General features: G+C 68.0%; 11 protein-coding genes and 1 tRNA gene. 6 read left to right on the top strand and 6 right to left on the bottom strand.

Annotation, left to right across the window (positions count from 1 at the left end; all coding sequences use genetic code 11):
- The first annotated feature begins 37 nt into the window (after positions 1-37).
- The 4 genes from METUNV2_RS0106180 to METUNV2_RS0106165 are packed head-to-tail and all read left to right on the top strand — an operon-like array spanning position 38 to position 2,379.
- Positions 38-613, top strand: coding sequence for a peptidylprolyl isomerase (locus tag METUNV2_RS0106180; protein ID WP_018228619.1), 576 nt, complete (start codon positions 38-40; stop codon positions 611-613).
- A 60-nt stretch (positions 614-673) separates the two neighbouring features.
- Positions 674-1,162, top strand: a complete 489-nt coding sequence (locus METUNV2_RS0106175; RefSeq protein WP_018228618.1) for a peptidylprolyl isomerase — start codon at positions 674-676, stop codon at positions 1,160-1,162.
- Between the two features lie 15 nt (positions 1,163-1,177).
- Positions 1,178-1,936, top strand: a complete 759-nt coding sequence (locus METUNV2_RS0106170; RefSeq protein WP_018228617.1) for a UDP-2,3-diacylglucosamine diphosphatase — start codon at positions 1,178-1,180, stop codon at positions 1,934-1,936.
- An 11-nt stretch (positions 1,937-1,947) separates the two neighbouring features.
- Positions 1,948-2,379: a hypothetical protein gene (locus METUNV2_RS0106165; RefSeq protein ID WP_018228616.1), complete on the top strand. Its 432-nt coding sequence runs from the start codon at positions 1,948-1,950 to the stop codon at positions 2,377-2,379.
- A gap of 20 nt (positions 2,380-2,399) precedes the next feature.
- Here the strand turns inward: METUNV2_RS0106165 and METUNV2_RS0106160 are convergent, their stop codons facing one another.
- The 6 genes from METUNV2_RS0106160 to METUNV2_RS0106135 all read right to left on the bottom strand — a co-directional run bounded on the left by METUNV2_RS0106160 (position 2,400) and on the right by METUNV2_RS0106135 (position 10,557).
- A complete protein-coding gene (locus tag METUNV2_RS0106160) occupies positions 2,400-3,752 on the bottom strand; it encodes a sensor histidine kinase (RefSeq protein ID WP_018228615.1) in 1,353 nt (450 codons plus the stop codon).
- Entirely contained in the window at positions 3,749-4,420 is a 672-nt protein-coding gene (locus tag METUNV2_RS0106155; protein ID WP_018228614.1) for a response regulator, read from the bottom strand. The genes METUNV2_RS0106160 and METUNV2_RS0106155 overlap by 4 nt, the downstream gene beginning before the upstream one ends.
- Positions 4,395-7,541, bottom strand: coding sequence for an efflux RND transporter permease subunit (locus METUNV2_RS0106150; RefSeq protein WP_018228613.1), 3,147 nt, complete (start codon positions 7,539-7,541; stop codon positions 4,395-4,397). The genes METUNV2_RS0106155 and METUNV2_RS0106150 overlap by 26 nt, the downstream gene beginning before the upstream one ends.
- The gene (locus tag METUNV2_RS0106145; RefSeq protein WP_026187921.1) at positions 7,541-8,719 is read right to left on the bottom strand and encodes an efflux RND transporter periplasmic adaptor subunit; all 1,179 of its coding nucleotides are present in this window, start codon (positions 8,717-8,719) and stop codon (positions 7,541-7,543) included. Before METUNV2_RS0106145 ends, METUNV2_RS0106150 begins: the two co-directional genes overlap by 1 nt.
- 5 nt (positions 8,720-8,724) lie before the next feature.
- The gene (locus METUNV2_RS0106140) at positions 8,725-9,981 is read right to left on the bottom strand and encodes a TolC family protein (RefSeq protein WP_232415625.1); all 1,257 of its coding nucleotides are present in this window, start codon (positions 9,979-9,981) and stop codon (positions 8,725-8,727) included.
- A gap of 500 nt (positions 9,982-10,481) precedes the next feature.
- Positions 10,482-10,557, bottom strand: a tRNA-Thr gene (locus METUNV2_RS0106135).
- A gap of 138 nt (positions 10,558-10,695) precedes the next feature.
- Between METUNV2_RS0106135 and METUNV2_RS0106130 the strand changes: the two genes are divergently transcribed.
- Complete coding sequence (locus METUNV2_RS0106130) at positions 10,696-12,201, top strand: hybrid sensor histidine kinase/response regulator (RefSeq protein ID WP_232415623.1); 1,506 nt, start codon at positions 10,696-10,698, stop codon at positions 12,199-12,201.
- Positions 12,198-12,848, top strand: coding sequence for a response regulator (locus METUNV2_RS0106125; RefSeq protein WP_018228609.1), 651 nt, complete (start codon positions 12,198-12,200; stop codon positions 12,846-12,848). Before METUNV2_RS0106130 ends, METUNV2_RS0106125 begins: the two co-directional genes overlap by 4 nt.
- Positions 12,849-12,884: the final 36 nt, after the last annotated feature.

The raw sequence follows: 12,884 nt of genomic DNA, 5'->3' as shown, positions 1-12,884 counted from the left end.
CCTTTAATCCACCTTTCACCCACACGGAGTCTCCCGCATGAAGAAGTTGCTGCTCGGCCTGCTGGCCGGCCTGATGCCGCTGATCGCGTTCGCCACCAATCCTCAGGTCGAACTGAAGACCAGCCAGGGCACGGTGGTGATCGAACTGTTCCCGGAAGCCGCCCCGGCCTCGGTCGACAATTTCCTGCAGTACGTGAAATCCGGTTTCTACGACGGCCTGATCTTCCATCGCGTGATCAACGGCTTCATGATCCAGGGCGGCGGCTTCGATCCGCAGATGAACCAGAAGGCCACCCGCGCCCCGGTGAAGAACGAAGCCAAGCAGGCGATCGAAAAGGGCGTGCGCAACGCGCCGGGCAGCATCGCGATGGCCCGCACCAATGATCCGCACTCGGCCACCGCCCAGTTCTTCATCAATCTGGTCGACAACCGCATGCTCGACTACCCGTCGCGCGACGGCTACGGCTACACCGCATTCGGCAAGGTAGTGAAGGGCATGGAAGTGGTGAACAACATCGCCAACGTGCGTACCGGCAATGCCGGCATGCACCAGGACGTGCCGATGACGCCGGTGGTGATCCAGACCGCCCGCGTGCTCGAAGCCAAGCAGTAAGCACTGCGGGCGGTTCGCCCGCAGAAACAAGAAACGCACAACGCAACCGGAGATACAGCAATGGTCAAACTGCACACCAATCACGGCGTCATCACGCTGGAACTCGACGCCGACAAGGCGCCGCAGACGGTGGCCAACTTCATCGCCTACGTCGAGGCCGGCCACTACGACAACACCATTTTCCATCGCGTGATCGGCAACTTCATGATCCAGGGCGGCGGCTTCGAGCCGGGCATGAAGCAGAAGGACACCCAGGCACCGATCAAGAACGAAGCCGGCAACGGCCTCTCGAACACGGTCGGCACCATCGCCATGGCCCGCACCTCGGACCCGCACTCGGCCACCGCCCAGTTCTTCATCAACGTCGGCGACAACCTGTTTCTGGACAAGGAACAGTCGCAGGACGGCTGGGGCTACTGCGTGTTCGGCCGCGTGACCGAAGGCATGGACGTGGTGAACAAGATCAAGGGCGTGGCCACCGGCCGCTCCGGCTTCCACCAGGACGTGCCGAAGGAAGACGTGGTGATCGAACGGGCCGAAGTGGCCTGATCCGGCGGGCGCGGCATGGACCTGCTCTGTTCCGACCTGCATCTGTCTGCCGCCACGCCCGCACTGAACACGGCTTTCGTCGCCCTGCTCGAAGGTCGTGCGCACCAGGCGCGCCGGGTGTTCCTGCTCGGCGACCTGTTCGAGGCCTGGGCCGGCGACGAAGATGTGGCCGACCCGGCGGTGCGCCCGGTGATTGACGCCCTGCGGGCGCTGCACGCCGCCGGCATCGAAGTGCACGTGCTGCCGGGCAACCGCGATTTCCTGATGGGAGCCGGCTTCGCCGAAGCCACCGGCGCCCGCATCCACGGTGACTGGCTGATCGCCGACATCGGCGGCCGCGACACGCTGCTGCTGCATGGCGACACGCTGTGCACCGATGACCTGCCCTACCAGCAGTTCCGCACCATGGTGCGGAACCCGCAGTGGCAGGCCGCCTTTCTCGCAAAACCGCTGGCCGAACGCCACGCGATCGCCGAAGACATGCGCCGGCGCAGCAAGGAAGCGACCGCAGGCAAGGGCGAATACCTGATGGACGCCAATGCCGATGCGATCGCCGCCATGTTCCGTCACCACGACGTGGGCACGCTGATCCACGGCCACACCCACCGGCCGGCGCAGCACCGGCACACGGTCGACGGCGCCACCTGCATACGCCACGTGCTGGCCGACTGGCGCGACCGCGCCTGCTGGTTCGAGGCGGAAGACGGCGCACTGCGCGCCTTCACCACCGACGACGCCGGCCAGCCGGTGGCCGACACCCGCTACCCCGCCTGAGGATTTCCACGATGAGCACTTCCGAACTGCGCATCCGCATCGGCGCGGATGGCCGCATCGAATGCCGCAAGGGCGACGCCGCCCCGGCACTGACGCTGGATCCGGATTTCTTCGGCAGCCCGGAGTCGGCCGAAGCCCAGCGCGCGCTCGGCCGCTTCGTGTTCGCGCTGCTGCAGGGCGTGAGCCCGGCTGACGCAAGCGATGAGGCGCCGGCAGAGCCGGCCTTCGATCCGAACAGCCCGGGCGCGCTCTATCAGAGCTTCGTCGATCTGCAGAACCGCGCCCTGACCGAATACTCGGGCAGTCTGCTGTCGCTGGCGGAACAGTCGCTGCAGCGCTCGGCCGCCGCCGGTTTCGAACAGGCGATCGAGGCGCTGAAGGACTGGCCGACCATCAAGGGCGTGGCCAGCATGATGATCGCGCGCGGCCCGGAAAACCGCTGACGCACGCCCGCCGGCGCGTTTCAGGGCGCGCCGGACGCCGGAAACTTCACCCGCACGCACACGCCCCTGCCGCCTGCCCGCGGCGGATGCACGCAGGCCTCCGCATCGTGCAGCTGCGCGATCTCGCGCACGATGGCCAGGCCCAGACCGCTGCCCGGCCCACGGGTCTGCGGGCAGCGGTAGAAGCGGTCGAACACCCGCCCCCTGTCCTCTTCCGCAATGCCCGGCCCGTCGTCCTCGACTTCGAGAAAGGGGCGCCCGTCCTCGACCCCGGTGCGCACCGTGACCCGGGCACCCGCCGGCGCGTGAGTCAGCGCGTTGTCGATCAGGTTGGACATCACTTCGCGCAGCAGCCAGGTCGATCCCAGTATCCGCGCCGGGGCCGCTTCGAGCCCGAGGTCGATGCCGCGCTCCAGCGCGCGGTCCAGCGCGTCGCTCACCGCCTCGCCCGCCAGCTCGGGCAGATCGACCTGATGGTGGTCGTGCCCGGCCGCCGCTTCAGGCGCCGCCCGCGCGAGCGCCAGCAGCTGGTGCGCCAGATGGCCGATGCGGTGCGCGGCCGCCAGCAGCTGACGGATGCGCCCCTGCTGCGCCGGTGGCGCCTCTTCGTGCGCCAGTTCGAGCTGGGTCTGCAGCGCCGCCAGCGGGGTGCGCAGCTGGTGGGCCGCGTCGGCCAGGAATTTCTGCTGCGATTCGGAGGCGGCACGCAGCCGGCCCAGCAGACGGTTGATCGCGCTGACCAGCGGCAGCGCCTCGGCCGGCACGCCTTCGACCGGCAGCAGGCCGAGATCGCGCGCCGAACGCGCTTCGATCTCGCGGCTCAGCGTACGCAGCGGACGCAGCCCGATGCTCACCGCCGCGATCACCAGCACCAGCGCGACCAGCATGAAGGTCAGATTGGGCCACATGACCGCAAACAGGATGCGGTCGGCCACCATGCGGCGCTTGTGGGTGGTTTCGGCCACCACCACGGTCACCACGCCGGCGCTGGTGGGCGTGCGCAGTACCGCAGTGCGCACCGGGCGGCCGTCCAGCGTGTCGTCGCCGATGCGCAGCGTGTCGCCGCGCGCTGGCGGCTGCAGGTCCGGCACCCCGGCCAATGTGTCGCCATCCGGCGCGATCACGCGGTAGAACAGCTGGTCACCCGAGCCGCGCAGGATGCGGATCACGTCTTCCGGCAAGGTGACCTCGATGCCGGTATCGCGTACCCGGATACGCGCGGCGATCGCGGCGGCGGCATCGGCCAGTTCGTGATCGTAGGCATCGTTGGCCTGGTCGAGCGCGAAGCGGTAGTCCAGCAGCAGGCTCACCACCAGCAGCAGCACCAGCGGCACGATGAGCAGCGCCATCAGGCGCCGGCGTATGCTTTTCATTCAGCCGGCGCCTCGATCCGGTAGCCCAGCCCGCGCACGGTCAGGATGCGCACGCCGCCCGGCTCCAGCTTGGCGCGCAGCCGCGACACATACAGTTCGACCGCATTCGGGCTCAGTTCGCGGTCCCAGGCACTGAGGCTGTCCAGTATCTTTTCCTTGGCCACGACACGCGGCGCCGCCAGCAGCAGCAGTTCCAGCGTCGCCCATTCGCGGCCGGTGAGCGCCAGCGGTGCGTCGCCCAGCTTCGCCTCACGGGTGGCCATGTCCAGCGTCAGCGCGCCGTGGGTGATCAGCGACGACGCCACCGCCCGGCTGCGCCGGATCAAGGCCCTTACCCGCGCCACCAGTTCGCTCAGGTGAAAAGGCTTGATCAGGTAGTCGTCCGCGCCCAGTTCAAGCGCATCCACCCGGTCTTCCAGCGTGTCGCGCGCGGTCAGGATGAGCACCGGCAGCGCCAGGCCGTCGCGTCGCATGCGGCGCACCAGTTCCAGCCCGTCCATGCGCGGCAGGCCGATATCGACGATGGCGAGGTCGTAGGGCGTGAGCCGCAGACCGGCCAGCGCCGCCTCCGCGGTATCGATCGCATCGACGTTATAGCCTTGGGCTTCGAGCCCTTCGCGCACGCCGCTCGCCAGCAGCACGTCATCCTCGACCAGCAGCAGTCGCATTGCGGTGTCCGTCCTTGTCAGGTCCGGCATCGTAGCGCGGCGGCGGCACTGCGAAACGGGCATAGAGCGTGGGCAGCAGCAGCAGCGTGAACAGCGTGGCCGAAATGACGCCGCCGACGATGACCACCGCGAACGGCCGCTGCGTCTCGGAACCGATGGCGTGCGACAGCGCAGCCGGCAGCAGGCCCAGTCCGGCCATCAGCGCAGTCATCAGGATGGGCCGCAGTCGCGCCACCGCACCTTCGGTCACCGCCTCGAGCGAAGGCTTGCCGTTGTCCAGCAGTTCGACGATCTGCTCGACCATGATGACGCCGTTCTGGACCGAAATGCCGGCCACCGCGATGAAGCCGACCGCCGCCGACACCGACAGGTGCAGGCCGGCCAGCCACAGGCCGACCAGGCCGCCGACCAGCGTGAAGGGCACCAGCGCCATGATGAGCGCGGCCACCCGCATCGAGCGGAAGGCCCAGAACAGCAGCGAGAAGATGGCCAGCAGGCTGACCGGCACGATGACCGCCAGCCGCTTCATCGCCCGCTGCTGGTTCTCGAACTGGCCGCCCCAGCTCATGCGATAGCCGGCCGGAAGCTTCACTTCGCGCTCGACCACACCCATGGCTTCGGCCACGAAACTGCCCTGGTCGCGGCCGATCAGGTTGGCTTTCACGGCCACCGTGCGGCCACCCGCCTCTCGCTGGATGCGCGACGCGCCCTGGCGGATTTCGATGTCGGCCAGTTCGGACAGCGGCAGCACGCCGCCGGCCGGCAGCGACACCTGCAGCCGGCCGAGGTCTTCGACCGCATCGCGGTGCGGCTTGTCCAGCCGCACCACCACGTCGAACACCCGCTCACCCTCGTAGAACTGGCCGACCGCATGGCCGCCGAATGCGGTCTGCACGACACCTGACACGTCGCCCACCCGCAGGCCGTAGCGCGCCAGGCGCGAGCGGTCCGGCGTGACCAGGATTTCCGTCTGGCCGCCGGTCTTGATCGCCGCCACGTCGGTGCTGCCGCGTATGCGGCCGAGAATGGCCGCCACCTGGTCCGCCTTGTCCTGCAGGATGTCGAGATTGGGCCCGTAGATCTTGACCGCCACCTCGCCTTTCACGCCGGACAGCGTCTCCTCGACGTTGTCCTGGATCACCTGCGAAAAGTTGGTCGGCAGGCCCGGTATCGCCTTCAGCTTCGCGGTCATGTCGGCCACCAGCGCTTCCTTGCTGGCGAAGCGCCACTGGTCGTGCGGCTGCAGGTCGGCCAGCACCTCGATGTTGTTCGGGCCTTTCGGGTCGGTGCCCTCGTCCGGCCGCCCAACCTGGGTGAGCACGCTTTTCACTTCCGGGTACTGGCGCAGCAGCGCGCGGATGTCGCGCTCGACTTCCTTGGTCTGTGCCAGCGCGGTGGCCGGAGCCAGCGCCACGGTGAGCCAGATGTTGCCTTCGTCCAGTTTGGGCAGGAATTCGCTGCCCAGCCAGGGCACCAGCGCCAGCGACGCGCACAGCGTGCCAACACTGGCCAGCAGCAACGCGGCCAGACGGTTGCGCAGCATGCCCAGCAGCGCGCGGTAGCGGTTCTGCAGCGTTTCCATCCAGTGCAGGTGCACCTCGGCCATGTCGCGCTTCATCAGCACACCGGCGAGCAGCGTGGGCACCAGCGTGAGCGTGAGCAGGATGGCGCCCAGCAGCGAGAAGGACAGCGTGTAGGCCACCGGCGAGAAAATCTTCCCCTCGACCCGCTGGAAAGTGAAGATGGGCAGGAAGGCCAGGATGATGATGGCCTTGGAGAACAGGATGGGCTTGGCCAGGCTGGTCACGGTGTTGCGCAGCGCGTGCAGCCGGAAGGACACCGGATGTTCGCGCGCCGACACGTCGTTGGCATGCACCGCCAGCCTCACCATCAGCGCCTCGACCATCACCACCGCACTGTCGATGATGATGCCGAAGTCGACCGCGCCGAGCGAAATCAGGTTGGCCGAAATGCCGCGCGCATCCATCAGGATGAAGGCGAACAGCAGCGTCAGCGGAATGATGCTGGCAACGATGAGGGCGGCACGCCAGTTGCGCAGGAACACGATGAGCACCGCCACCACCAGCGCGGCGCCGACCGCGAGGTTTTCCGCAACGGTGTGCACCGTGTGGTTGATCAGGTCGGTGCGCTCGTAGATCGAACGGATCTTCACGCCGGCCGGCAGCTGCCCTTCGGTGTTCAGGCGATCCACGCGTTCCTTCAGCGCCTCGACCACCTTGACCGCGTTCTCGCCCTTGGTCATCACCACGATGCCCTGCACCACCGAATCGCGGTCGTCATAGGCGACCATGCCGGTGGGCAGCGCTTCCCCGGTGGTGACGGCTGCGACGTCACCGACGGTAACGGTGCGCCCCTGGTCGGCGCTCACCACCACGGCACGGATGTCGTCCAGCGAGCGGAACAGACCGATCGAGCGCACCAGCAGGTTTTCCTCGCCGCGCCGGAGTACGCCGCCGGAGGCATTGGCATTGTCGGAAGACAGTGCCGCCGAAATCTGATCCAGCGTCACGCCATAGCGACCCAGTCGCGCCGGATCGACCGATACCTGGAACTGCTTGACCGTGCCGCCGAAGCTCACGATGTCGGCGATGCCGGGCACGCGGCGCAGCGTGGGCCGCACCACCCAGTCCTGCAGCGCGCGCACTTCGGCCATCGGCATGTCGGGCGGCGCGTCGACCACGTAACGGAACACCTCGCCCACCGCAGTGGCCAGCGGGCCGAGCTGGGGCTGCACGCCGGGCGGCAGATCGACGGTCTGCAGCTTTTCCAGCACCTGCGAGCGCGCAAAGCGGTCTTCGGTACCGTCGGAAAACACGAGCGTCACCACTGACAGGCCGGTCATCGACACCGAGCGGATCTGGGTGGCGCGCGGCACACCGCTCATTTCGCGCTCGATCGGCAGGCTGATCGAACGCTCGACCTCTTCCGGCGACTGGCCCGGAAACTGGGTGACCACCTGAACCTGCACGTCCTGCACGTCCGGGAAGGCTTCGATCGGCAGTTCAAGCCAGGCGCGCAGACCGAAGACGGTCAGCGCGAAGGTGATCAGCAGCACGAACACGCGCTGCTGGATGGCAAAAGTGGCAAGCCGCGCGAACATCACTTGGCCTCGCCCAGTTCGGCGTCCAGCAGCAGTGCCCCGCGCACCACCACGGTGTCACCGCCGCGCAGGCCGTCAGGCTCGGCCGGCTGCACATAGGCTTCGCGCGCATCCTGCCGCAACGCCTTGACCCGGCGCTTGCTGAACTGGCCGGGCGCGGTCTGCACGAACACGGCTGTATACAAGCCGTCACTGACCAGCGCCGAGGTGGGCAGGCGCAGCACCCGCTGGCCGCTGTCCGACAGCACGTGGGCGCGGGCGAACATTTCCGGGCGCAGGCGGCCGTCGGCATTCGGCAGGTCGCAGCGCACCTGCACGCGGCGGGTCTGCGGATCCAGCACCGGCGCGATGCGCGACACGGTGGCGGAGAAGCGCTCGTCCGGCCAGGCGTCGATGGACACCTCGATGCGGTCGCCGACACGGAACTTGCCCAGTTCCTGCTCCGGCAGGTCGATCAGCAGCCACAGCCGGGACAGGTCAGACACCACGAACAGCGGCTGTTCGGCGTCCGGCCGTACTTCAAGACCGGGCGTGGCGTGGCGCTCGGTGACCACGCCGGCCAACGGCGTACGCAGCGCCAGGGTCTGGCCGCTGACCCCACGCGGCGCCAGGCTCTGCAGTCGCTGACGCGCGCGCTGCACCTCGGCGTCGGCGGCAGCCGCTTCGGCCTGCGCCACTTCGAATTCGCGCCGCGGCAGCACCTCGGCATCGAGCAGCGTGCGCGCACGCGCCAGCGCCTTGTGCCTCAGGTCGGCATCGGCTTCGGCACGGCGGGCGTCGGCCGAAGCCTGGCCCAGATCCGGCGCGTCGATGTCGGCCAGTGTGGCGCCGGCCGGCACCGTGTCGCCCGGCGCGGCAGCCAGACGCAGCACGCGCCCGACCAGCGGGCTGAACACCCGTGCGGTGCGGTCCTCGGCCACCGCGACCCGTGCATTCAGCGGTGCGGTGAGCGGCAGTTCCACCTCGTCGGTACGGGCGGTGACGATGAAGGACAGCTGGCTTGCGCCCTGCGGCAGCGCAACGCCGCTGCCGGGGGCGGCCGCCGGCGCCGGCGCGGCGGCCTCGACCGGCGGACGGCTGCGCAGCAGTCCGTAGGCAGCAGCGGCGGCCAGCACGGCAGCAGACACGATGAGGACGGTACGACGCCGGCGAGCGGCGACAGAAGACGTTTCGGTCATGGCGGTCAGAAATCGGAATTGAGGGCAGCGGCCAGTTCAGCGCGCGCGCGGGCAAGGTCGGCCTGGGCGTCCAGTGCTTCGGATTCGATGGCGCGCAGCGTGCGGCGCGCATCGAGCACGTCGATCACGCCGACTGCGCCGTGACGGAAGGCGAATTCGGTCGCTTCGGCCGAACGGCGGGCGGTGGGCAGCACGGTGTCGAGGTAGCGGGCCGCGCGGGCGGCCTGCACGTCCAGTTCGGCGCGGCGCAGCTTCAGTTCGGCATCGGCTTCGGCAGCGACGCGCAGCCGGTCATCCTCGGCCGCGCCCAGTTCGGCATAGGCCGAATCGACCTCACCACGGTAGTCATAGCCGTTGAACAGCGGGATGGACACACCGAAGCCGTACATCGCACGCCCGTCCGGCGGGAAATGTTCGTACTGCACGCCGACCGTGATGTCGCGGGTGCGCAGGCTTTCCGCCAGGCTGCGCCCCTGCTGTGCGGCCTGCAGCCGCGACTGTGCGGCGCGCAGATCGGGCCGGTCGGCCGGCAGTTCGGCCGCGGCGACCGCGGTCACCGGCACCACCGGACGCGGCCACGGGTCGGCCGCATGCAGCCGGCCCGCCATGCCTTCCAGCGCCAGCAGGCGGGCCAGTTCGGCCTGGGCGCGGCGCTGCACGGTTTCGGCGACGCGCAGATCGGATTCGGCGCGCAGCCGGTCGAGGCGGATGCGTTCCAGGTCGCTGGGCGCCAGATCGCCCGCCTTCACCCGCACTTCGGCACGGGCGACCGTATCGTCCAGCAGGCCCAGGGTCTGCTGCAGCAGCGTCAGCTTGTCCTCGGCCAGCTTGAGATCGAAGTAGGCGACGCGCAGCGTGCGCAGCTGCTGGCGCAGCGCGTCGGCCTGATCGGCGCGCGCGGCGTCGAGCAGCGCATCGGCGCGGGCCATGCGCAGTTCGCGCTTGCCGCCGCGCTCGAAGGTCTGTTCCAGCCGCACCGTGGTGTCGACCTGCTTGTCCCAGACGGGCCCGGCGCCGATGCCGCGCCGGGGGTTGATGTCAGTGGTATCGATGGACAGCGTCGCGTTCGGGCGGGCGGCCGCACTGCCGGTCGCGGCCTGCGCACGTTCAACGTCACGGCGCGCACGCTGCAGGTCTCGGCTGGCTTCACGCAGCCGCGTCTCGGCAGCCTGCAGCGTGAGCGCGCTTTCGGGCGGCGCCGTCTGTGCCAGCGCGTCGCGGGCCGGATGCAGCAGGCCGAGCGCGCAGGCAAGCAGCAACAATCTGAGTCGCAGGCCACGATGCTGGCAGCGGGAACGCAGGAGGTGTGCGGAATGGGACATGGTCTGCACAGTCTAGACAGCCAGGCTGTCACTTTCCTGTCAGACGCGGTCAGGGATGACCGAATGCCGATGGTCTGCGCTGCCGCCACCGTCATGAGAGACACGCCGCGCGGCCGGCCCGGGGCATCTTCGAGCCGGATTTTCAGGCTGGCGAAGCCTGGCTTGGGTCGGGCTGCAGCACGGCGAAGCGGAGATTCCGTACCAGCGGCGCCGAGCTGCGGTCTTCCGGCAGGGGATGTACGGCCCACCGACGGGGAGACCCGGCACGGCTGACCGCCTGGACCGGCGGGTGACAATGCAGGCGGAAAACGGCACTGCTGCGACAGACGGCCATCCCGCCGATTGGCCGAAACCGGCCGAAACCGGCCGCATCAGGGCTGCACGAATGCAGAAAAGCAAAAGGCCAGTCCTCGCGAACTGGCCTATCTGCTTGATAAATCTGGTGCCGCTTGTCGGAATCGAACTGACGACCTACCGCTTACAAGGCGGTTGCTCTACCAACTGAGCTAAAGCGGCGGCGGCCATGATTATATCGCCTGTCGCAGCTCAATCCGCATGGATTAAACTCACGGTCACCCATAACGATGCCTTCGCGCGTCAGCGCGGCGACCGAAGTCGCCGCGGACGAAGGCCCAGCCGATGCCCGATCCGACCATGCCTACCCAGACGGCTCAGCGCACGCTCAACGTTCTCCTGATCGAGGATTCGGAGGACGACGCACTGCTGCTGCTGCACCGCTTCCGCCAGGCCGGCTACACGGTGCGTTCGACCCGGGTCGAGGACGAAGCCGGCCTGCGCGAAGCGCTGGCTGCGCGCACCTGGGACGCCGTACTGTCCGACCACAACATGCCGCAGTTTTCGGCCATGGCCGCGCTGGGCATCCTGCAGGCACTCGGCCTGGATCTGCCCTTCATCATCGTATCCGGCGTGATCGAAGAGGACATCGCAGTGTCGGCGATGCGCGCCGGCGCTCACGACTATCTGAGCAAGGGCAATCTGGACCGGCTGGTGCCGGCGGTCGAACGCGAGATGCGCGAGGCACGCAACCGCGCCGAACGGCACAGCGCACTCGACGCGGTACGCGACAGCGAGGCGCGCTTCCGGGCGCTGGCCGCCAACATTCCGGGCATGGTGTTCCAGCTGCTGCGGCACGACGACGGCGGCTGGCGCTTCCTGTTCGTCAGTGACGGCTGTCTGGCACTGCTCGGCCTGAAGCCGACCGATCTGATCGCGCAACCCAGCCGCTTTCTTGAAATGGTGGTGCCGGAGGACATGCCGGAACTGAACCGGGCGATGAAACAGTCCGCCCAGTCGCAGTCGACGGTGAACTGGGAAGGCCGCATCCGCCTGCCGGACGGCGACGTGAAATGGGTGAACCTGCGTTCGTCGCCACGGCTGCTGGCATCCGGCGTGCCGATCTGGGAAGGCATCGTTTCCAACATCACGCAGAGCAAGCTGACCGAGCGCGAACTGCGCCAGTCGCGTGGCCAGCTGGCCGAACTGTCGTCCCACCTGCAGATGGCGAAGGAAGAGGAACGTGAGCGCATCGCGCGCGACATTCACGACGAGCTGGGCGGCCTGCTGGTGGCGCTGAAGTTCGAGGTGTCGCTGCTGGCGAGCAAGACCACCGCCGACCCGGAGGCCATCCGCAAGCGTTCGGACAGCATGGGCAAACTGGTCGATGACGCGATTCTGACGGTGGGCCGCATCGCGCGCGAACTGCGTCCGGGCATCCTGAAGGAATTCGGCCTGGCGCCGGCGGTGGAAAGCCACGCTGAAGACTTCGCTGCCCGCACCGGCCTGCAGTGCGAGCTGCTGTGCGTGGACCACGATATCGAGGCGGACGAAGAAACGTCGATCGCGCTGTTCCGCGTGTTCCAGGAAGCGCTCACCAATGTGTCCAAGCATGCGCAGGCGCACAGGGTCGAGGTACGCATGACCCAGGAAGACGACGACATCGTGCTTGAAATTGCCGACGACGGCCGCGGCCTGTCGACGGCCGACCTGAACAAGCCCAAATCATTCGGCCTGCGCGGCATCCGCGAGCGGGTCGCCCACCTGAACGGCCGCTTCGAGGCCAGCGGTCGCGAGGGCGGCGGCACCCGGCTGCTGCTGCGCGTACCGGCCTGCCGCCGCACCGTACTGGAGTTCGCACGATGAGCAGCATTCGCATCCTGATCGCAGACGACCACGCCATCGTGCGCTCGGGTCTGCGGCAGATCCTGTCCGACAGCCCCGATCTGGTGGTGACCGGCGAAGCCGAAAACGGGGTCGAGGCGATGCACAAGCTGCGTGACGGCAACGGCAATGCGAGTTTTGATCTGGTGCTGATGGATGTGTCGATGCCCGACCGCAACGGCATCGACACGCTGAAGCTGGTGCGCAAGGAATATCCGAAGCTGCCGGTGCTGGTGCTGTCCATGCATCCGGAAGAACAGTATGCGATCCGGGCGCTGAAGGCCGGTGCGGCGGGTTATCTGACCAAGCAGAGCGCGCCCGACCAGCTGGTGACCGCCATCCGCCAGGTGGCCAGCGGCAAGAAATACGTGTCGCCGTCGCTGGCGATGGAACTGGCCAATGCGATCACCGACGACAGCGAACGGCCACCGCACGAAAAGCTGTCCGACCGCGAATACCAGACCCTGGTCATGATCGCCTCAGGCAAGACGCTGACCCAGATCGGCGAGGAACTGAACCTGAGCGTCAAGACGGTGAGCGTCTATCGCGCCCGGCTGCTGGAGAAGATGCGCATGAAGAACAACGCCGAACTGACCCACTACGGACTCAAGCACGGGCTGGTCGACTGAGCGCCAGGATCGCACGCGCCATCCGCCGTGAATCTT

Origin of the sequence: Methyloversatilis universalis EHg5 (assembly GCF_000378945.1) — a bacterium.
Taxonomy (GTDB): Bacteria; Pseudomonadota; Gammaproteobacteria; order Burkholderiales; family Rhodocyclaceae; genus Methyloversatilis; species Methyloversatilis universalis_A.
The sequence above is the reverse complement of the archived record's forward strand: the minus strand, read 5'-3'. Positions and strand labels throughout refer to the sequence as shown.